General features: G+C 62.6%; 21 protein-coding genes. 1 reads left to right on the top strand and 20 read right to left on the bottom strand.

Translation table 11 applies throughout. The features are described from left to right. Positions 1-79: 79 nt before the first annotated feature. From F462_RS09500 to F462_RS09490, 3 genes are read right to left on the bottom strand one after another with little or no spacing between them, the layout of a single operon-like run. A complete protein-coding gene (locus F462_RS09500; protein ID WP_038053611.1) occupies positions 80-1297 on the bottom strand; it encodes an acetoin utilization protein AcuC in 1218 nt (405 codons plus the stop codon). Continuing rightward, on the bottom strand, positions 1294-3849 hold the full coding sequence (locus F462_RS09495; protein WP_038053609.1) for a nitric oxide reductase activation protein NorD: 2556 nt from the start codon (positions 3847-3849) through the stop codon (positions 1294-1296). Before F462_RS09495 ends, F462_RS09500 begins: the two co-directional genes overlap by 4 nt. After that, complete coding sequence (locus F462_RS09490; protein ID WP_038053607.1) at positions 3846-4706, bottom strand: CbbQ/NirQ/NorQ/GpvN family protein; 861 nt, start codon at positions 4704-4706, stop codon at positions 3846-3848. Before F462_RS09490 ends, F462_RS09495 begins: the two co-directional genes overlap by 4 nt. Before the next feature lie 243 nt (positions 4707-4949). Between F462_RS09490 and F462_RS09485 the strand changes: the two genes are divergently transcribed. Next, the gene (locus F462_RS09485; RefSeq protein WP_018140266.1) at positions 4950-5267 is read left to right on the top strand and encodes a hypothetical protein; all 318 of its coding nucleotides are present in this window, start codon (positions 4950-4952) and stop codon (positions 5265-5267) included. 436 nt (positions 5268-5703) lie between these two features. Here the strand turns inward: F462_RS09485 and F462_RS09480 are convergent, their stop codons facing one another. The 17 genes from F462_RS09480 to F462_RS09400 all read right to left on the bottom strand — a co-directional run bounded on the left by F462_RS09480 (position 5704) and on the right by F462_RS09400 (position 21307). Further along, positions 5704-6573, bottom strand: coding sequence for a glycine betaine ABC transporter substrate-binding protein (locus tag F462_RS09480; RefSeq protein ID WP_018874458.1), 870 nt, complete (start codon positions 6571-6573; stop codon positions 5704-5706). A 53-nt stretch (positions 6574-6626) separates the two neighbouring features. Further along, entirely contained in the window at positions 6627-7469 is an 843-nt protein-coding gene (locus F462_RS09475) for an ABC transporter permease (protein WP_038053605.1), read from the bottom strand. 1 nt (position 7470) lies between these two features. Next, positions 7471-8676: a glycine betaine/L-proline ABC transporter ATP-binding protein ProV gene (gene proV / locus F462_RS09470; RefSeq protein ID WP_038053603.1), complete on the bottom strand. Its 1206-nt coding sequence runs from the start codon at positions 8674-8676 to the stop codon at positions 7471-7473. A 57-nt stretch (positions 8677-8733) separates the two neighbouring features. Next, the gene (locus F462_RS09465) at positions 8734-9117 is read right to left on the bottom strand and encodes a hypothetical protein (RefSeq protein WP_038053601.1); all 384 of its coding nucleotides are present in this window, start codon (positions 9115-9117) and stop codon (positions 8734-8736) included. 44 nt (positions 9118-9161) lie between these two features. Then, positions 9162-10205 (bottom strand): lipoate--protein ligase family protein, encoded by a 1044-nt coding sequence (locus tag F462_RS09460; protein WP_038053599.1) that lies wholly within the window; start codon positions 10203-10205, stop codon positions 9162-9164. 3 nt (positions 10206-10208) lie between these two features. Further along, a complete protein-coding gene (locus F462_RS09455; RefSeq protein ID WP_038053597.1) occupies positions 10209-10637 on the bottom strand; it encodes a hypothetical protein in 429 nt (142 codons plus the stop codon). A 153-nt stretch (positions 10638-10790) separates the two neighbouring features. Further along, positions 10791-11747, bottom strand: a complete 957-nt coding sequence (locus tag F462_RS09450) for a hypothetical protein (protein ID WP_038053596.1) — start codon at positions 11745-11747, stop codon at positions 10791-10793. Positions 11748-11949: 202 nt separating this feature from the next. Further along, positions 11950-13248 carry an OmpP1/FadL family transporter gene (locus tag F462_RS09445; RefSeq protein WP_018140274.1) on the bottom strand — a complete coding sequence of 433 codons (1299 nt, stop codon included), beginning with the start codon at positions 13246-13248 and terminating at the stop codon, positions 11950-11952. Between the two features lie 284 nt (positions 13249-13532). Beyond that, complete coding sequence (locus F462_RS09440; protein ID WP_038053593.1) at positions 13533-14705, bottom strand: radical SAM protein; 1173 nt, start codon at positions 14703-14705, stop codon at positions 13533-13535. 55 nt (positions 14706-14760) lie between these two features. Continuing rightward, positions 14761-15843, bottom strand: coding sequence for a geranylgeranyl reductase family protein (locus F462_RS09435; protein ID WP_038053591.1), 1083 nt, complete (start codon positions 15841-15843; stop codon positions 14761-14763). Positions 15844-15868: 25 nt separating this feature from the next. Next, complete coding sequence (locus F462_RS09430; RefSeq protein WP_038053589.1) at positions 15869-16960, bottom strand: lipoate--protein ligase family protein; 1092 nt, start codon at positions 16958-16960, stop codon at positions 15869-15871. Further along, a complete protein-coding gene (locus tag F462_RS09425) occupies positions 16953-18134 on the bottom strand; it encodes a radical SAM protein (protein ID WP_038053587.1) in 1182 nt (393 codons plus the stop codon). The genes F462_RS09430 and F462_RS09425 overlap by 8 nt, the downstream gene beginning before the upstream one ends. Positions 18135-18240: 106 nt before the next feature. After that, positions 18241-18678: a glycine cleavage system protein H gene (locus F462_RS09420; protein WP_081911391.1), complete on the bottom strand. Its 438-nt coding sequence runs from the start codon at positions 18676-18678 to the stop codon at positions 18241-18243. 35 nt (positions 18679-18713) lie between these two features. After that, positions 18714-19121: a DsrE family protein gene (locus F462_RS09415; protein ID WP_018140280.1), complete on the bottom strand. Its 408-nt coding sequence runs from the start codon at positions 19119-19121 to the stop codon at positions 18714-18716. A gap of 8 nt (positions 19122-19129) precedes the next feature. Continuing rightward, positions 19130-19576 (bottom strand): biotin/lipoyl attachment domain-containing protein, encoded by a 447-nt coding sequence (locus tag F462_RS09410; protein WP_018140281.1) that lies wholly within the window; start codon positions 19574-19576, stop codon positions 19130-19132. 110 nt (positions 19577-19686) lie between these two features. Next, the gene (locus F462_RS09405; RefSeq protein WP_018140282.1) at positions 19687-20598 is read right to left on the bottom strand and encodes a CoB--CoM heterodisulfide reductase iron-sulfur subunit B family protein; all 912 of its coding nucleotides are present in this window, start codon (positions 20596-20598) and stop codon (positions 19687-19689) included. Beyond that, positions 20591-21307 (bottom strand): 4Fe-4S dicluster domain-containing protein, encoded by a 717-nt coding sequence (locus tag F462_RS09400; RefSeq protein WP_018140283.1) that lies wholly within the window; start codon positions 21305-21307, stop codon positions 20591-20593. The genes F462_RS09405 and F462_RS09400 overlap by 8 nt, the downstream gene beginning before the upstream one ends. Between the last annotated feature and the right edge of the window lie 30 nt (positions 21308-21337).

The raw sequence follows: 21337 nt of genomic DNA, 5'->3' as shown, positions 1-21337 counted from the left end.
GGGATGGTCCTATCCAAGAACCAACAGACCGAAGCGTGTTCCAATCGCGCCACCCTGTGCAACTGGGCACCACCAGAGCCTAGTCGTGCAACCAGGGATGGACGGTCAGCAGCCGTTCGATCCGCTCCCACAGTTCTGCACGGACAGGCCCCGTGCGCTCGGCATCCAGCCGAGAGATAAACAGCGATTCGTACCAGTCCTCCTCCTCGTCCATGTCCCAATCGACGTCGCGCAACAGCGCCTGGCCCGAGGCGGGAACCTCGGCAGGCAGGTCGCGACCGCTGAGCATGGCCCAGACGCCGGTCCAGCAGCGGGCCAGCGCGAGGGGATGGTAGCCACCGCCGCCCAGGACCAGGAGTTTCGGTGTGCCGTCGGCGTGGCGCGGGCTGGTCTCGATCACGTCGTCGATGCACTGGAGGAAGCACTGAGTGGAGATGCCGAACTTGCCCAGCGGATCGGGCAGCAAGGCATCCGTACCGGCCTGGACGACGATGACGTCCGGCTGCCAGCGGGTGCGTACGGCATCCCAGATCGTGGTAAACGCGGCTCGGAATTCCGTGTCGTTGGTCTCTTTCGGCAACGGCATGTTGACCGCATTGCCGAGCGGACCGGTGTCTTCGATCCGCCCGCCCTCGAAGGGATAGCCGTATTCGGTATCCATGTGCAGAGAGACGGTCAGGACGTCGGGGTCGCCGACAAACGCGGCCTCGACGCCGTCGCCGTGGTGGGCATCAATGTCGAGATACAGCACGCGTTGACCGGCCTGGCGCAAGCGCAGAATCGCCAGCGCCGGGTCATTGAAGTAGCAGAAACCGCGCGCCTGGTCGGGAGCGGCGTGGTGCATGCCCCCCGCCGGGTTGAAGGCCATCTGACCACCCAACACGACCTCCGCACCCTGGATCGATCCCCAGGTCGCGGTCGCGGGCGTGAAGTAGAAGCCTGCGAAAAACGGGTTCTCGAAGTTGCCGATGTTGTGGCGGTCGCGGTAGCGCTGGAAGACCTTGCCCAGGGCCTCGGCACGCTGGATCGCGCTGACGTACTCGCGGGTGTGAAACCATTCGAGCTCGGCCGGCTGGGCCTTGCGCGACACGGCCATCTCCGCTGGTGTGATCGCGTCATAGGCCTCGATCAGGTCGATGGTCAGCGATACCCGCGGGATGCCCAGGGGGTGATTGTCGCCATAGCTGTGGCCACGATAGCGCGGGGCATGCAGCAGGGTCGCGTGGCGCCGAGCCGGGCCCCGCTCCAAGCCGTGGGCCTCGGCGTCGGTCTCGATCGCTTCAGGGGTGGCATTCACTGGCGCAGCCTCAAATAGATCTCGGGCAGACGGCGCGGCAGCTCGTCCACGTGATCGATGATGGTGTAGTGGCCAGGACCAAAGATCGCCGGCAGGTAATCGGAACCGGACGGGTCCAGGGTGATGCAGAACGGGTGCACCCCGGCGTCGATCGCCTCCTTCATCGCCATGCGCGTGTCCTCGTGCAGGTAGCGCTGGTCGCCGCCATCGTCATAGTCGGCCGGGCGGCCGTCGGACAGGATCAGCAGCAAACGGCGCTGGCTGGAGCTGCGCTTGAAGGCCTCCAGTGAGTGGCGGATGCCCGCCCCCATGCGCGAGGCGAGGCGCCCGGAGATCCCCGCAATGCGATTGCGGACAGTGTCGTCCAGGCCCTCGTTGAAGTCCTTCAGCCAGTAGTAATTGACCTGGTCACGCTGCTTGGAGGCGAAGCCAGCAATCGCGCAGGGGTCACCGACCTTGTCGATGGCCTCGATGAACAACATGATCCCCTCGCGCACGCGATCCACGATCTTGCCCTCGCCGCTCGGATGCCGCGCCATGATGGACGTGGACATGTCCGCCAGCAGCAGTACCGAGGTGTCACGGTGCTGCACCGCGCGGCGGCGATAAATGAAGGCCTTGGGCGAGAGCCCGGCCTTCTTGTCCGCGATGAAATCGATCACCGCCTCGGTATCCAGCTCGTCGCCATCCATCTGCTTGCGCAGTGGAGCCAGGCGCTGCGGCCGCTGCATCTCCAGGCCACGCTTGAGACGCTTCAGGGTGTCGCGGTTATCAGCGAGGATGCTGGCGGCCAATTCGGCGTTCTCGTCGTCCAGCACGCGCTCGTAGAGGTTCACCCACTCGGATATGTAACGCTGCTCGCGATAATCCCACTCGGGATATGCGATGCCATCCTTACGCGGCACGTAGGGTGCAGCGCGCTTGGCGACCTGGGCCGGCTGCGGGATGCCGGTACCGATGCGGCCTCCGGTCCCTGAGGTCTCCTGCTGCGGCGTCTGGATATCCGCGTCGGGATCCTTTTGCGCCTGCTCCGGAGCCTGCTGCGGCTGCTCCTCCTGCTTCTCACGCTCGAACTTGTGCTCGTCGTGCGCCTCGTGATCGCGGAAATCGGCCAGGCTGCCGTCCCGCTTTCTCTGCGGGTAGACCGGCAGCGACTGGTTCAGCGACAGTCCCGGCAGATAGGCCTCGGCACGCTCATGGATGGTGATCTCGGGGAAGGCCTCGTCCGCGAACAAGGTCTCGCCCACTGCCCAGGCGGTGACCACATCCGCGTCCGGCTCCAGCATCGGAGCCAGGCGCGGGTCCTGTTCCTCGCCATGCAGGAGCGCCTGATGGGCCTTAAGCGCAAAGTCGAAATAGACGGCGGCCGCTCCCTCCGGGCGTTCGTGCTGTTCGGCCAGCTCGACCAGACGCGGCAGAAAGTTCGGGATGCGCGTGGCGATGCGCGCGCTCACCCGCAGGTCCTCGGCCAAGTCGAACAGGACCTGGAAACGGAACATGCGTTCGGCATAGTTCGCGAACAGCGGACGCCAGGTGAAACGCGACTTGTCGTCCAGCGGCGGGTGCTCGGCCCCGGCGCGTTCAAACAGGCGCTGGACGTCGTCCTGTGCGTAGGTATCGAAGGCCAGGTGCGCGGCGGCATGCTGGGTCGCGACGATCGCCTCCTCACGCGAGTCCATCACTGCCGGCATGAACAGGCGCCGGCCGTCGGTCTCGAGCATCGGACGGCCTTCGCCCGGCTTCCAGCTGGAATCGGCCAGCGGGATGTCGGCATCCAGCCAGGCCAGCAGCACCAGCCGCAGGAAGCGCCCATTCATGCGCGGCCGGAAACCCGGCAAGGCCTCCAGCAACAGTTTCAGGCTCTCGTCACTTTCGAGACGGAAGTACGCCTCGCCACGCGAACGCCCAGCCTTCAGCAGGTCCGCGCCGCGACGCGCCCAGGACAACAGGCCCTGGTCACCGACCAGATTGCGGGCAATCGGCGCACCCTCGAGGTAGGCATCCAAGGTCAGGCCGCGCTCGTCGAACAGCGTCTCCGCCGGCTCGATCAGGGCGCGCAGGCCCTCGATGCCACGCCCGCCCGCCAGCTTCTCGAAATCGGTCTCGAAGTAGGCACGAGCATCCGGCAGGCTGCGCGCGCACCAGCGCAGGCCGATCTCGGCCCACTCGCGCTCACCGTCCTCGCCCCAGGTGGCATAGACCCGGTCGGCCTGGGCCATGAAGCCTTCCAGCGCGTAGTTGGAGTTGACCCATTCCTTGAAGCGAGCCGCCTGCTCCAGCCACAGTTCCACCGTCTGCATGTGCTCGGCCAGGCGCGCGGAGTGACGCATAAAGCTCTTGCCGGACTCGCGATCATGAAAGAACAGGCCGCGCGCGGTCTCGATCCAGCGCCGCGCGACGGTGGCGCCGAACGGGCGGATCGCCGGCAGTGCCTCCTTTGTGTCGCGATGGGCGACGAAGCTGATGTCCTCCAGGTGCTGGAGGATCTCCTCGATCTCGACGAGTTCTTCGGCCTCGGGCTTCGCGTCGCCGTTGGTCGTGGTATCGTTCACGCGGCTTCGGACTCGGGGAAGTGGGCGTCGAAGATCTCCTCCAGGGCCTGGATCAGCTCGGGGTCATCGGTGATCGGCGCAATCATCGCCGCGCGGCAGGCGACGCGCGGGCTCAGGCCCGCCTGCATCAGCTCGCCCGCGTAGGCCAGCGCGCGGGTCGAAGTGGCCTCTTCCAGACCGTGGTCCTTCAGTGCGCGTGCCTTGCGCCCGGCGGCGACCAGTTTCTCCACGCGGTCGGCGTCCAGGCCACCGGATTCCTTGGCCACGATCTCGCGCTCGACGTCTTCCGCCGGGTAGTCGAAGTGGATACCGACGAAGCGCTGCTTGGTGGAGGGCTTCAGGTCCTTCAGCACCGTCTGGTAACCGGGGTTGTAGGAGATCACCAGCATGAAGTCCTCGTGCGCATCGATGATCTGGGACTTCTTGTCCAGCGGCAGCTGGCGGCGATGGTCCGTCAGCGGGTGGATGACCACCGTGGTATCGGTGCGCGCCTCGACGATCTCGTCGAGGTAGCAGATCGCGCCCTCCTTCACCGAGCGGGTCAGCGGGCCGTCCTGCCAGACGGTCTCCTCGCCTTCCAGAAGGAAGCGGCCGACCAGGTCGGAACTGGTCAGGTCCTCGTGGCAGGACACGGTCACCAGCGGCTGGTCCAGGACATGGGCAATGTGCTCCAGGAAACGGGTCTTGCCGCAACCGGTCGGGCCCTTGAGCATCACCGGAAGACGCTTGGAATACGCCGCCCTGAAGATCTCGACCTCGTCGCCCTGGGGCTTGTAGAACGGGGCATCGCCTGCATCCCCCGGTTTCTCAATGACGTCGCGTTCCACACCGCGGATGCGGTTGATCAGGTTCTTCATGGGATCTCCGATGCCGGCCACTCGGGCCAGGGCTGGTGTATGCGCGGATGCGGCGTTAGGCTGCGCCGGTTCGAGCGGACTGTGCTTCTGGGTCCGTCGTGTTCCCGCAGGCTTTGTTGTATCATTCGCTGTTTATATTCTATCGAACCTGCGCCGTTGCATGAACCGAACGCCCGCTGGCGGCGGGGTTGTACGTGCGAAGGCGCGATCACTCGGATTCAGCGCGTTAATAGAGGACCCGGTATGAAACTTGTCAAGCTCGTCAAGCTGAACAACCTGCAGTACAACCCGAACCGCGACCCGGATTTCTACCGCCGCCCGATCAATGAGGAATTCCGGGTGCAGGCCGTGCTGAACGGATCCGGCACCGCCCAGTGCACCTTCTCGGTGGAAGGCGAGACCCTATGCGAGGGCAGCGTGTCCCTACCGGGCACCTTCGACTGCAAGTTCAGCTACGACACCGCCGGCACTCGCATTGGCGACCTGGTGATCGAGGGCAACGGCGAGACCTTCCACGAGAAGGTCCGTATCGACGTCCTGGAGCACGCCTGGATCGGCTGATCCTGGAGATTGCCCCACCCCGCGGCTTCGTCCCGGGGCGCACCACTCGAAGGCCCCGCGGCGACTCGCCCGGGGCCTTTCGCGTTTCCGGACCGGCCACAGCAGCGGCCCGCTCAAAACACCCGCCCCCCACCATCCCGAACGTGCACCCCTCCTCGTCATCCCGGCCGCTGCGCGGTTTCAGGGATGACGACGATTGGCGGGCGAATCTTCATCGTGACCGGAGAATGCCGGCAACGTGTTTCATTCGCCCCGTCGTCCGCCCCTGAACCGAACGTCTCCGCGCTGTTCGTGAACCCCGCTCCCTCCGTGGTGCCATCGCCCTTGCCCTTCTTCGTGCCTTCGTGCGCTTCGTGGTGAACAAGGAATCGCTGGCCTGAACGAAGAAAGCCCCGCGAGGGCGGGGCTTTCGGGTGCTGCGGGTAGTCCGCGCTGATCAGTCGATCACGCCGGTCACCCAGTACTGCACGTATTGCGGGTGATCTTCGATGAAGCGGTCCACGGCCTCGGCGTAGGAGTTCTCCTGGGCGTAGAACATCGCCTCTTCCAGCACGTCCAGGTTCAGATGCATGCGCGAGATCATCATCGCGACATCGTGATACTCCTCGGCGAAGCCCTCGCGGGCCAGAGCATGGATACGCTCGAAGCCACCCAAGGCCTCTTCCGGATCTTCCAGATAGCGCAGGTCATAGGCCCCAAACTTCCAGTGCGGGCTCCAGCCGGTAACTACGATCCATTCGTCGCGACGGATCGCGCGATCCAGGGCAGAGGTCATGCCGGCGCCGGAGGAGATCTGCAGGTCATAGCCGTCCAGGCCGTACGTCTCGATCGCATCTTCCGACAGACGCGTCAGGCCCGCACCCGGGTCAATGCCGGTAATGCGGCCATCCAGTTTATCCCGCACCGAATCTTTCTTGAGGTCCTCGATCGAACCCAGCTCGTCTTCGGGCACGTAGTTCGGGACGACCCAGCCGAGGCGGGCGTCACCGTACAAGGGCCCCAGATTGACGATGTCCTGGCCCACGCGCTCCATATAATCCTCGTGCGTACCCGGCAACCAGGCCATCAGCATCAGGTCGATGTCGCCAGCGGCCAGACCCTGGTACTGCGGAGCAATGTCGGTTTGAATCAGCTCGACCGAGTATCCCATTTCGTCCTCGATCACGCGTTCGGCCAGCTTGGTCACGAACTCGGCGTCGGACCACGCGGTCCAGCCAATCTGGATGTCGTCGGCCTGAACGGTCGACACAGTCATCGAGGCGGCCAGCACGCCACCCAACAGGGTTGAGGTCAGTGTCTTGTTCATCGTGCTACTCCTTGCTTCGAGTGAAATCGATGGCGCGACGCCCAAACCGGAGGTCAATGACTCCCCTTGCGCCGCCGCCCCACGCTCTGAGTAATGCGGTCGAGCAGGATGGCGAGGATCACGACCCCCAGGCCGCCTTCGAAACCCAGCCCGACATCAAGCCGCTGGATACCGGTGAGCACGGTGTTGCCCAGCCCGCCGGCCCCAATCATCGACGCGATCACCACCATGGAAAGTGCCAGCATGATGGTCTGGTTGATGCCGGCCATGATGGACGGCATTGCCAAGGGTAATTGAATCTTGGTCAGAAGCTGGCGTCGATTGCAACCGAAGGCCAGCCCGGCCTCGATCTGCTCGCGGTTCACCTGACGGATACCCAGATTGGTCAGACGCACGACCGGCGGCATACAGAAGACTACCGTGGCAATGGCGCCCGGGACGGTTCCCAGACCGAAGAAGATCGCCGCCGGGATCAGGTAGACGAAAGGCGGCATGGTCTGCATCAGATCAAGCACCGGGCGGATCGAGGCTTCGACCCAGTCACTGCGCGCCATCGCAACCCCAACCGGCATGCCGATCGCCAGGGCCACCGCAGTGGCGGCCAGCACCAGCGAGAGTGTCTTGATGGTGGGTTCCCAAAGGTCCATGCCGAGAATCAGACCGAGCGCCACGATCGCGAAGATCCCGAAGCGCCAGCTCACCCGCCACCAGCTAAGCCCCACCAGGATCAGCACCAACAACCAGGCGGGAATCGCCAGCAACGCGCCCTCGAAGGAGTTGGTCAACAGACCCAGGAACCAGGCGATGCCGTCCAGGCCCGGCTCGAGGTTGTCGAGGATCCAGTCGACCGCCGTCTCGATCCAATCGCCCACGGGGATATTGATGCGTCCTTCCATGTCAGCGATCTCCGTTCATGGCGGCCGCGGTCCGACTGCGATCCAGCGCTTCGACCAGTCGCGGCAACGTCACCAGACCACGGAAGCGGCCCTCAGAATCCACCACCGGGATGGATACCGGGCTTCGCGCAGCACGGGATGGAAGCTCCGCCAGAGCCATGTCCTCACCGACCGGCTCCAAGGTCACGGCCACCTCGCTGGCCGGGCGATCCACTGTCAGTTCGTTCAGACGCTTGGCCTGGACAATAGACCGAAAACGTCCTTCGGCATTGAGGATCACGGCCTCGCTACCCGGGACATGGGCGATGCGATTGCGTGCTTCGCCGGCGGTGGTGTCGGCATCCAGCACCGGGATATTCTCGCTATCCATGATGTCGCCGGCCTGAAACACCTGGGTGATGTCCACGCCGTGGAAGAACGAGCGGACGTACTCGTTGGCCGGGGCGGTGATGATCTCCTTCGGCGTACCGACCTGTACGACCTCGCCACCTTGCATGATGGCAATGCGGTCGCCGATACGAATGGCCTCGTCGAGGTCATGCGAGATAAACACCACGGTCCGGCGATGCTCGCGCTGCAGATCCAGGAGCCGATCCTGCATATCCGTGCGTATCAGCGGATCCAGCGCCGAGAAGGCCTCGTCCATCAGCATGATGGAGGGATCGGTCGCCAGCGCCCGGGCGAGACCCACACGCTGCTGCATCCCGCCCGACAGCTCGTCGGGATAGCTGCGGGCGTGCGCCTTCAGGCCCACCTGGTCCAGCGCCTCCAACGCCCGCTCGCGGCGCCGGGCACGGCCGACCCCGGCGATTTCCAACCCCAGTGCCGCATTGTCGATCACGGTCTTGTGCGGCATCAAAGCGAAGGATTGGAAGACCATTGCCAAATCCTCGCTGCGTAACCGGATCAGCTCGCGCTGGCTCATCCGCGTAACGTCGCGCCCGCGGACCTCCACCGTACCCGCAGTGGGCTCGATCAAGCGGTTCAGCAGCCGCACCAGGGTCGACTTGCCGGACCCGGACAGCCCCATCACCACGAAGATCTCGCCCTCGGCGATATCAAGATTGCAGGCCTTCACGCCCACCGTATTGCCGGTGCGCTCGAAGATGGTGTCCTTGTCCAGCCCGTCCTCGATCAGCCTCAGGCCTTCCTGCGGGTTCGGCCCGAACACCTTGTACAGCTCGCACACCCGGATGATGGGTTCCATTCCACGCTCTCCCTGCAATAACGCACCAGGTTGCCGAACTCCGGCGCAGGCAGCCGATTACCAGTCGTACTGGCGGATGAACTCGGGAAGCTTGGCGACCATTTCGTCCCGCCCGAAAAAGCGGTCGGCACGCGCCAGGCGCATTTCGTCCTGGATATCCTGGTCACCACCGAAACAGAATACCGGAAGATTGATCTGGTATTCCATGCGCAACATCCGAATGACATCCAGGGGGTCGAAGGCCTCGATCTCGTCCAGATCCAGCAACAGGAAGCGATACAGCAAGATCTCGTTCCAGGGCCCGAGGTCTTCGAGATCGGTCACTTGGTGCAAGTTCCAATCTGGCGTCAGTGGAGACTGGAGCCGCGCAATCATGTCCGCATCTTGCGTCATCAGGATGATGCGTTTCTCCAGGCGGCGCGCGATGGTCGGTTCAGACATAAAGGATCTCCGGGGTTTCGAAAAACGGACAGGCGCGGACGCTATCAGGCCGCCGCGATCCCGCGGTAGAGCCCGTCGATACGGGCACTGATCTCGTCCACTACCTGCGGCTCCAGTTGGCCATTCAAGCGCGACCGAACGCGCAGGCGCTCCGGTGACTCGCCGACCAGGCGCGCCTCGAGGATCGCGGTGGTCTCAGGGTCCTCGCACCAGACGCGAGCAATATGCGAGCCCTCTACATGCAGGCGCAGACGGCCACAGGGCCCTCGCGTCTCGAACACGTGATTGTCGCGATTCACCCGAATACCGTCGCGCACGGCCGGGGATCCCAGCCCGTCCGCCAGGTCCGCAAGTTCCTCGCGCCCCACCGCCAGCCACTGTTCGATGGTGGCCGAATCCGGTGACAGATTCCGAGCCGGCACACCAAAACGGCGTTCCAGAACCGTGCGTAGTGCACTTTCGATCTGAACCGGTTCGGGCACCTGCTGGCACTGGCGTGCACAGTCCGTCATACCCGTCTCCAGCGCCGGGCGCAGCCAATCCCGATACCCCTCACTGGGGGCATTCACACAGGCGAGAAAACGCTCGACCGGAAAATGGCGCAGGAAGCTCGCACCAAACACACAGCCTTCATCAAGCGTGGCCGCGCCGGTACCCATGATCTTGCGCCCCTGAACCCAGACATCCTGCCCCCGCGCCTCTACACCCTTGATTCCTAGCTCGCGCAGCACATCCATCGCAATCCCCAGGCCCATCGCGAACAGGTGGCGGTGGCCCTGAGCAAGGACATGGCGCGGCTGAATCAGGAAGAAACAGGCCTGGTCGGCATCCACCCATACGGAACCGCCCCCCAGGGGTCGGCGCACCACCGGAACACCCTGGGCGGCACAGGCCGCCAGGTCGAGGTCGGCTTCCGCATCCTGGCTGGCACCGATCGAGATGTGCGCCTCACGGGCATGCGCCCAGAGCAGACGCGGGGGAGCATCCGGCGAGGTAGTACCCGCCAGACCTGCGTAGAGCGCGTGGAGTTCTTCTGCGGAGCGGGCCCCGGCGTCGATCCACTCCGGGGTAACCGTCGATGCGACCAAATTTCAGCCCTCGGTATGATCCTGACCGGAACCGGCGTCACCGCCCTTGTCGTCCGCGCCGGGCTGGTAGAAGTAACGGAAGTAGAAGTCACTACGCGAGAGATCCTCGTACAGCTTGGCGCGTTCCTCAACCCCGCTACGCATGATCTCGACCATCGCCATGGCCTGCTCGCCATCAATGATGTGGATCCCCCCGGTCAACTCCTGATCGGTATCAAGGAAATGAGCGGCCAACTCCTCGGGCTCCTGGATGTACACCAGGAAGGACTTGCATTCGGGGTCCTCAAGGTCCAACGGCTGCATCACGATCTTGCCAAGCCACGCCAGACGCGCGACCTGGTTGAACTGGTGGATATCGAGCTTCTTGCCCTTCTTGTACTTGTTAAGTTCGTTGCGGATCTCGCCAATATTGGCGATCTTCATCGATTTCATGAGTGTGCATCCTGCCGCGGGTGTTGCGGGAGCATAAACAACTCCGCACCCCGGTCGTAAAAAAACCCCGGCGGACCGGGGTTCTTGAGTGGGGTACGCGGGAATTCCGCGCCCCTATTGCACCGTTCCCTGGCGCGTCCGATTTCTACCGGATTACCAGTCGAAGCCGTCGTCTTCCTCTTCTTCAAAGCCCCCGACTTCCCTCAGGGTCTCTTCCAGTGCCCCGGGAGAACTGCGCAGGCGCATGAAGCTGTGATCCCCCAGCATGCGCAGGTCCGGGAAGTGCACTGCCTTGCGGAAGCGCATGTGCAGCGCCTCGATCTCGCCGCCTCGGACCAGGATCTCGATCGGAACCGTTGCGGTATGACGAAACTCGCCAACATCGACAATCCCCAGCTGGTGAAGGTCCGCCGAATCCTGCGCCGCCCCGTCCTCTTCTCTGACCGCCACACCAATCACCGTGACGTCCTGGCCGGGAATATCCACCCGGTAAACCTCGCTAACTCCGGCCACCCGACTACTCAGGTTGCGGTCCAGCTCGTCGAGCGCGGCCTGCCGCGACCCGTGGCTACCCAACTCGTACGGCGCGTCAAAGCGCTCCATACCGAAGGTATAACGGTATCGGTTAAGGTCACGCTCGCTGAGGCCCTCCTCGGACCCGAAGTCACGCTCAGCACCCAGCGTGTTCGCCAAACGATTCGTCACATTGTCGACCGAGCTGTCCAGCCGGTAGGCGTGACGGAAATACTCCGGGTTGTTATAGCTCACCTGCAGTCCGCCATCGACGGCCGTCACGGCCACACGGATCGGGGCGATGTAACCGCCGCGTTCCTCGGAGCCGGCCACCGACAGCAGATCATCGTGGGTCACGACGACCACATGCCGGTCGTCACTGACCGGGTATTCGCCCAAGAACCGGAAATCGGCCCCCTCCAGACGCTCCCGCACACTGGCGGCCTCGGCGGAGACATCCGTCCCCGATTCGGTGTAGGCCAGCACGAACGGCCGGTAATTATCCGCCGCCACGGTCTGACTCGCCGCGAACAGCGCAACCACTGCGACCATTCCGGCCGCACGTACATAGCCGCGCAAAGCATGAATCGCTCGCATGGCATCCTCCTTTGATTCTTGATGATTTCGAACGCAACGCTCGACGGTCTAGAAGGGCCCGGAACGCGCCCCCTGCGCGTTACGACCTCCGAAGTCACGGCCCTTCCGGGGCCAACCGGCCTTCCCCCGAAGGCCGGCACGCCATCCGTGGCGCACGACTCCGAAGCCTGTAGCGGTCAACCGACCGCCCCGGGCCACCCCATCAGAAGCGGTACGCGTACCCGATCTCGAGCTCGTACTGACGCATCTCGATCTCAACATCTTGGCCGGGATCGAAAGCATTCGGGCCAGATACGCTCTGCCTCGGTGCATACATGGCAGCGAAGTTGATCTCGTGCTGCCCGAACTCCCGGGTGAATCCGGCTGTAAAGTGATCAGTCATCACGGCAGGCGCCAAGATATTCAGGGTCACTTCATTCGAGCTGATCGGATTCTCGCCGCGGTTATAGCCCACTCTCCAAACCCAGCCATTACCGCCGTCAATCTGAGCGCCGAACTTGAAGATATTCACATCATCCCAGCCGAAGCCTGCACCGCCATCGGCACCTAGCATACCGGCCGTATTCGAATTAGAGACCGCGTCAATCTCCGAATACCGAATCTTCTGGTAATCGGCCGACAATGTGACGTTCGGTGTGACATCCAAAGAAAAGCCGAGTCCGTAGGTAGACGGGATATCAAATTCCCCACCATTGGCGAATAACCCTGCGTACTCGTCGAAGTCTCCAGCACGGATCTTGGAGCGATAACTCGCCCCGACACGCGCGCCCTCTGCGAGCTCCGCTTGAAATCCGATCTGCGCGCCATAACCCCAGCTGGAATCCGTACGTCCACTGCTAAGGTTTTCAGGATCGTCGCTCATCCCTCCAAAGGTACTAATGCCCTCAGCGCTGAAACGCTGGTAGCTAATGATCGGGCTAAACCCAACGCTGACCCTTCCATCCGCAAATTTTTGCGCGTAAGTCGGGATGATGGCGATCTGCTCAAGGTTAATCCCCGCAGAACCATCACAGAATGGACCCGTGTTGGATGGAGTATTCGGGTCCATCTGGCAAACCTCATTCGAGAACGCCGGATAATCCGTATTCATGCCTCCGTTCCCAAGCAGGGCGATACCCCATGAACGGTTCTCATCAATCTGCTGGACAAACCCTAGCGAAGGGACAAAGAAGTCTTCGCTACCGCTGTCGACTTTCCCCGGTGCCAGGCCAAACGTACCCGGCTGGCCGGAAGGCATCCCCGAAACCTCGTACGAACGCTCGGGGCGGAAATAGGCGACAGATGCGTCAAATCGAGTTTCCATGCCGGCGATGCCAGCGGGGTTGATGCCCGGTGCGTAGGCGTCCTGGGAGATCGCCATACCGACGCCTCCCATACCCTTTGCCTTGGTGCCATAGCCGTGCGCGAAATAGCCGTTGGTGGCTTGCGCGACGCCAGCGGAACCCATCGCCAGGCCGACCGCGGCCGTCACCAGGCTGCGGCGAATGATGCGTGCTTCCATGTTGTATCTCCTTTGGTGGTCTTCTTGTTGTGATATGCGGACACCCCGGTTACGTGCGGCCCCCTTGTATATGCCGCCGGTCCGGTTTGTGCGGTGTCCCCACTACCCGCGTCACAGTGACCGACCGTGTCGCGAGTCTTTTCGGCAGGCGTGCTCACGGACACTCGGGCGAATGACCGTAAAAACCCTGCTCGAAACCTGAATATTCAAAACGCCTTATTGACCCCCTGACATACGAAAGCCCCGGGGGTGCCGGGGCTTTCGCGATACTACCACTATTAATTTCAGGCTGTCTTCTCGTCTTCCGCCTCGTCGGCGTCGAAGTCGAAGGTGCCGACATCCTCCCCGGCCATTTGCCGTTTGACGAACCCGACATCGGTCGAATTCAGTGCGAACGGGAAGGAGAGGATATCGGTCGGGCTAGAATCGCCATAGGGGCGGTTACAGGCCGAGACCTCCTCGTCCGACTTGCCCGGGCAGCCGGAGGTCTGGAACGGCTTGCCGGAGGCGATCAGCTCCTCGACTTCCGACTTCGGCAGACCGAAGTCCACCACCTGGCCATCCGCGTTGAACTTCATGTCGTCGATACGCCCCCCGGCGTAGTCGATCACGAAGCGGCCCAGCTGCACGCGGCGCCACTGGTCCCGCGGGACCGGATTCCAGTCTTCCATCAGCGAGCCTTCTTCCGGGAAGAAGGCGAACATGTGGTTGTGGCCGCCCAGATCACGAATGCGCTGGCAGACCTGCAGGATCTCTTCCTCGGTCTCGCCCATGCCGCAGATCAGGTGCGCGCCAAACTTCTCGGGACCGAAGATCTCGGCGGCCCACTCGATGGACTGCCAGTACTTGTCCCAGCTATGCGGACTTTCGACCGCCTTGCCACGGGTGCGCTCGAAGATCTCCGGGGTGACCGCGTCCAGCGCGACGGTGAAGATATCGGCACCCTTGTCGCGCAGGAGCTGGAGGTCTTCGTAGCTCATGGTGGTCGGGTTGGACAGGATCGACACCGGGATGTGGTTGACCTCGGCGACCCAGCGCTCCAGAAGCTCGACGGTGTCGGCATCGGAATTCGGGTGCGTGATCATGGAGATGCACATGCGTTCGAACTGGCCGGCATCGGCGTGGTTCTTCACGCGCTCGATCACCTCGTCGTACTTGGCTGTGGGCCAATCCACACGGATGAAATTGCGGTCGGCGTAGTCACGCGATTCCTCGCGATGACGCGCCAACCCGCAGTAGGAGCAGTTCGCACGGCAGCCTTCCGGATACGTAACCAGGAGGTTCAGGCAGTGCGTGCAGGAGGTGCGATGCATGGTCCCCGGTACCAGACCCAACGTGATCGCGGCGGCGGTGGACATCTGCACGTACTCCGGCGAACGCATGTCCGGGGTCTTGATGTGATAGTCCGGCCGATAAAAGTTGATCGGCGCGACCATCTCTTCTGCGCTTGCACTCATGAAAATTCCTCCAGCGTTGTCTCGGGGATGCCGGGCATCCGTCGACCGTGGCCGCCTACGCGGCCCGGTCACCATCGTTGAAATACTCGGAAAATGCAATCCATCCACGGCGCTGAGTGGCATCTTCCTGCGCCCGCGGGGTTCGCCAGTGTTCGTTGAGAAAGGCGCGGCGCTCGCAGGCCCGTTCCAGGGCCGGGCCATACTGGTCGCGCATCTCTTCGTCGTAGTCGGGAAAGGCCTCGTCGTCTCCTTCCAGATGAGCGATCGCAGCCTCACCCGCCGCCTCGCCCGAGACAACCGCCGCGGCAATACCCGCACCGGTGATGGGGTGCGTCAGGCCCGCCGCATCGCCCACGAACAGGACGTCGCCGGCCACCAGGGAATCCCTCAAACCGCCCACCGGGATCGCGCCCCCGGTACGGTAGCGGATCTCCTCGCCCAGCAGTCCCTGCTCCACCAACTGGGCGTGCAGCGATTCCAGGGGAGCCTTCAGGTCGCCCGCAATGTCCTTGTCTGCACCTAGCCCCAGATTGGCCCACTCCCCCTTGGGAAACAGCCAAGCGTAGCCGCCTGGGTAGTCGTCCGACAACCAGACGTCGGTCGCGGTGTAGGACTGTTTCAGGGGCACGGTGTATTGCCGCGTCTGGACCACCGGCAGCGCCGGCAGGCCCAGCGACTCGGCCACCGGGGAATGAGGACCATCGGCCGCGATCAACACGCGATACGCCACCTCGTGTTCACGGCCCGCATGCTTCACCCAGGCCATGTGCTTTTCAGCATCCACGGAAACCAGCGGAGTAGAGGTGACCAGTTGCGCCCCGTTGGCCTCGGCGGCGCGAATGATGGCACGGTCAAACTCGCCGCGGTCGACCATCAAACCCGGGAAATCCGAATGTTCTACCGCCCCGGACGGCAGGAAGCTCTGCATCGAATCGATGCGTTGCAGCAAGACTCCGTCGGGCCGTGCATAGGCGCCCATCGGATTGGGGATGAATTCGGCACACTGTACTGGCTCGCCGAAGGCTTTGTTGCGCTCGACCGCGAGCACAGAGAGGCCCGCCTCCGCGCAGACCCGCGCAGCGGATGCGCCGCCCGGACCCAGCCCCACAACCAGCACGTCGACAGAAGCGGGCAGCATCAGTAAAGGTTCCTGTCACGAATCATTATTGCGCCGCCTGCTCGACCTCGGCCTGCGCCAGGGCCGACTGGATCGCCGCGACAAAATCGTCTGCGGTCAGCTGCAGCATCTCGACGTCCCGCTCGGCGAAAAACGCCCGCACGCGGTCTTCCATCTCGGCTTGTGGCGTATCGCGCATGGCCGCTTCCAGATCGGCAATCGTGCGGGCCGGCTTCACGAAAACATCGCCGGTAATCCACAGCTGCTTGATGCGCCGACGCTCGGGGTCCAGCGCTACACCAACCCGCATCAGGCCACCGTCCGACTTGTAGATACTTTCGAGCATCGGGGCATCGGTCGCCGGACGGTTGCGCTGGTACACCCATTCCTCGGTATCGATCTCCGCCAGGGCTTCATCGAAGGCGCGCCGCTCTTCCGGCAACAGGTCGGCGGCCTCGGTGCGCACACCGAATTCCTCCGCGAAGGCGCGTGCGATGGCGTCCTTCACCACATCCAGGGCCGGCATGTCTTCCAACAGCGTCGCCAGGTTGACGACCCGGTCCCGCGCGGACTCGATTGCCTTGTTGGAGAGCTTCTCGGCCGGAATGCGCAGGATGCGCAGCATGTCCTCGACATCGAATTCGATCAGCAGCGTTCCCTGATACATGATCGACTCGCCATCGAAGGCGCCACCGGTACCGGATATCTTGCGGCCATCGACCTCGATGTCGTTACGCGGGCGGAATTGCGCGTCCACGCCCAGCGATCGCATGCCCGCGGCCGCCGCGTTGCAGATGCGCGAGGCGATTTGGCCCATCTCCGCCGTGCCGAGGAAGCGCCTGTCCAGGTACAGTTCCCAGCCGAGCTGCGTAGCATCGAAATAGATCGCGCCGCCGCCGGTAATGCGGCGCTGGATCGCGATCCCGTTCTCTTTGCAATACTCGGTGTTGATCTCCTGATCCACGTTCTGGTGGAAACCCACCAATGCGCAGGGCTGGAACTGAAGGAAACGCAGGGTATGCGGCGACACCCCCTCCTGATGACACTCCAGCAGGGAACGATTGAAGGCCATGTTCTCGGCAGCCGGACGCAGCCCGGTATCCAGGACGCGCAGGGTCGCTTGATCGCGCTCAGGCATGACAACCACCTCCCGCCGCAACCTCACCCCCTTCGGTGACGATCCGGATCCCACCGAGGCCCTGGCGCGCCTTGCGCTCCTGCTCGCGCCGCCGGGCCTCTTCCGCCACGATGGTGTCCAGATCCAGTTCGACGCCACTGCCAACGCCGGCATCCTCGGCCATCACTTCGTCGCCGACCGCGATAGAGCAGCAGGCCGGGGTCACACGAACCTTCTTGCCTAGCCGGGCCGCCAGCTCTACGACCCCCTCGGCCGGGTGCGCGATACCGGACAACCCGGCCATCACGGCGTAGCTGTCGATCTGACTCTTGGCCTGACCCGGCGGACGCGCACAGCCCAACAACAGCGAGGTGTCGCCGAGCCGCTCGCGCGCATCGTGGAAGAAGCGTCCCACTGCGTGCACGTCCGGGGTTTCGAACGGACGACTGGCCGGCGCATAGAACGGCATGACCACCACCAGAACCACGGCATCGGGCAAGTGCCGCGCCAGCATCTCCAGCGCGTTCCACTCGCCCAGCAACTTCCCGTAGTGCAGACCGATAACGATGTGCGGCACCACCTTCATGTTGGTGTTCACGAGACTCTCGAGGGTCTGCTCGAAGTCATCGACACTCCGGCGCAGGTGGTACACCTGCGTGATGGTGTCCTGGGCTCCGATCACATCCATCATCGCCGCATCGATCCCGGCCTGCTCCATGGACAACGCGATGTTGTCATCCACCAGGGCGGTGTGCATTGCGATACGGAACTCCGGAAACTCGTCCTTGATTCGACGAATGGTGGAGTAGTAGGGGTCGTACTCCACCTCGTTCCTGTGGTTCGAGCCACCCGTCAACAACATGCCCTGGGCGCCCGACTCGATGACGCTGTTCACCTGTCGCCAGAGATCGTCCGGGGTGCGCACGGCAATCATCGGCTCTAGGATCTTCGCCTTGCAGTGATCGCAGGCCAATTTGCAGTCGCCACCGGTAATCGACATCGCTGGCCAGGCGCTCTTGCCACAATCGGCCAATTCGCTGGACTGATAGGACTTGAAGGTCGGGGTGTAAAAGTGCACCGAACCCGGATCCGTCGGGTTTCGCAGGCTGTGCTGGAGGTCATCAACCAGCGACGGATCGACAGGGACGTCCTCGAGGGGCTCTACCCGCTGGATTACATCATTCCAGCTCGACATGGGCGTTCTCCGGGGTCGGCAGATTTCTTGAAGGTTTTACTCGGGTATTGCCGAAAAAAAGGGGCCGCCCACCTCGACAAGGCGGCGGCCCTTGCAGCAACGGGTATCAGCAGCCGCCGAAACCGTCCGCTTCCATCTTCGCTTCGAAGGCCGACATGGCATCGGAGCCGGCCTTCAGATCGCCGGCTTCGCCGTCCCAGTCTTCCGGCTTCAGCTTGATCAGCCAGCCTTCGCCGTAGGGATCTTCATTAATCAGGCCCGGATTGGCCGCGACCTTGTCGTTGGTCTCGGTGACTTCCCCGGTGACCGGGGTCTTCGCCGGACCCACCCACTTGCCGGATTCGACAGTGGTGCAGGACTTGTCCTTCTTGACCGTCTTGCCAACCTTCTTCGGGGTGTAGGACACGATCGTGCCCGCGAGCGAACAAGCGTAGGAAGTCAGGCCAACGGTGGCAGTACCGTCGCTTTCCTTGCGCACCCAAACGTTGTTTTCAACGTTGTACATCAGATCTTCCGGAATATCACAACCCCGTACTGCACCCATGTCTTCCTCCAGGAATAATCAAATAAAGCGGGAAATTAAAACGTTATCGTTTTGTCACTGCGTAGTATCAGGTCAGCGAGCTCGCTTGCCCGATTGACTGCATCGACTTCGTCGATGAGATCCGAAGACGCATCGATTCTATACCCCGGCAAAGCGGGCTGGCAAACGTGCAGCCGCACACCTGCGCGTTTTGCGTCCTGGATAAAATCCTTGATCAGCTTGCCATCCTCCATGGCACGCAAATCGTCCGCCACACCCTTCTCCATCAGGCGCACGCCCTCCATGGTGAAGAAGATGTAGACATCCACATCCATCGATGCCATCACCGCGCCCAAATAGAACGGCGTGGCACAGCGTCCCGGCGTGGACGGGCCGGAGGTCATGATGATCACGACCGTCTGCTCGTCGTTATCCAGGTAGTAATCGTCGTTGGAGTCGCCCATACAATCGCTCACCGCAGCTTGCGCTGGCACTGGATGTCGTCATCCTTGGCCCGTTTGCAGTAGCCCTCTTCCGCCTTGTCGCCGGTCACAAACGCCTCAAGCGCGGACTCGATACCGTTGGTGGGCTCGACCCGGGCGATCCAGGCATTGTAGGGATCGGAATTCAGAAGCACCGGGTTCTCCAGCACCTCTTCGTTCCCCTCCACAATCTTGCAGTCAATGAAGTTGGGGATCGGGCCGGCCCACTTGCCGCTCTCGATCGTCGCGACCGGCTTGCCGGGTGGTCGGCGGGTACCTGGTCGCCGCACCCGCACGTGGATGATCTTCCCCGCGATGGTCTGCGATAAATCGGTCATCCCCACGGTTAGGGTGTCGTCGTCCTCACGGCGCAGCCAGATCTGGAACTCGTCGTCGTAGAACAGCTCAGGGTGAAACTCGCAACCGTTGCAATCCATGTTTCGCCTCGTTCCCGGGACCGAGCGGACCCTTGCCTCCACAAAAAACGGGCGCCTCGCGCCCGTCTTCTGAACTCATCAATGGGCCATGCTGGGCATGGGTCCGGGGATCAGATGACCCCCTTCTCCTTCAGCAGACCAATCGAGTCACTCACATTCTCGTGAATGCCCAGCTTGCGCGGGGACAGACCCATGGCCAACCCAAGCAGCTGGGTGAAGTACAGCACCTTCACGTCCGTCTTGATCCCGAATTCGGTCTCGGCACGAACCTGGTGCATCTCCAGGCCAGAGTGGCAGGTCGGGCATTCGGTGGCAATCACTTCCGCACCGGAATCCTCGGCCGACTGCAGCAGGTTCAGCACCAGCTGGGTCGAGGTATCGGAATCGGACAGCGTATGCGCACCGCCACAGCAGGACGTCTTCAACGGATACTCGACATTCACGGCGCCGGCGGCACCCAGAAGGTCATCCATGAAGTGCGGCTGATAGCTGGACTCGGAGCCCGGGCCATTGTCCTTCTCGGGGAAGATCTGGCGCGGACGCGTGTACATACAGCCGTAGTAGTTGGCGACCTTGATGCCGTTCAGGCTCTTGGTCATCTTCTGCTTGATCCCTTCGGGACCCAGCTCTTCCATCAACCACTCGAGCAGATGCAGCGTGCGCACGTCACCGCTGTAGACCGGATCGTCCGACTTGCGCGCCAGATCCTGGACGGTGTTCATCGCGTCTTCAGAGGTGGCGGTTTCGAACTCGGCCTTCTTCAGGTTGTGGTAACAGCCGTTACACGGCGCCATCACGGTATCCATGCCCATCTGCTCGGAGGCAATCGCCATGTTTCGGGCGGAGAGATAGGTCTGCAGCATCGGATGGATGTTCTTCACCTCCATCGCGCCGCAGCAGTTGTAGTCGCGCAGGTTTTCCATCTCAAGCCCAAGCGCCTTGACCAGTACGCGGGTCGAGCGGTCGTACGGACCACCGGACCCTTCAAGTGCGCAACCCGGATAGTAAGCAACCTTAGCCATGAGCGGCCTCCTTCTGTTCGCGCACGTAATTCTTCAGCACATCCCCGGTCTTACCCCAGGACTTGGTACGCGGCGTATGAATCGTATTGAAGCCCATTGCCATCAGATGCTTCACCGGCAGGTGCTTCATCATGCGGAAGATGAATACCTTCAGCCATTCCTGAACCAGCGGCTGACCGGTCTTCTTGAAGAAATTCTGCATGACCTTGCCGTCTTCAATGCGGCCGGTCTTGTAGATCTGATCGGCGAACTCTTCGTCGAAGTGCGTGGACGGGGCCTTTTCGGTGATCCCTTCCTCTTCCATCCAGTGCGCGAGTGCCTTCATCACGCCCTCAGGCTTCACATCCTTCGGGCAGATATTGGTGCACTTGTTGCAGGACACGCACTGCCAGATGATGTCCTTGTCCTTGACCAGCTCTTCCTTCATGCCCAGGCGGGTCAGGTAGATCCAGTAGCGCGGATTGAACTGAACATTCTGCGCGTACATCGTGCAGGAGTTGGTGCAAGACCCGCACTGCCAGCAACGGTGAACGTTCTCACCGCCGGCAAAACCCTGGATCTTCGTCTCGAAATCGTCGTCGTAGTCGCGGACGGTGCGCGGGGAAATCATCGTGTTCCAGTGACCGGACACATCCACCCCATCCACCACCAGCTCGTCGTGCTGCTGGAGGCGCTCGTCCTCGATCAGTGCCTTTTCATGTATTGCCATGACGTCTCTCCGAAAACCTGTGTAGCCAGG

This window comes from Thioalkalivibrio sp. ALJ1, from assembly GCF_000745395.1.
Taxonomy (GTDB): Bacteria; Pseudomonadota; Gammaproteobacteria; order Ectothiorhodospirales; family Ectothiorhodospiraceae; genus Thioalkalivibrio.
The sequence above is the reverse complement of the archived record's forward strand: the minus strand, read 5'-3'. Positions and strand labels throughout refer to the sequence as shown.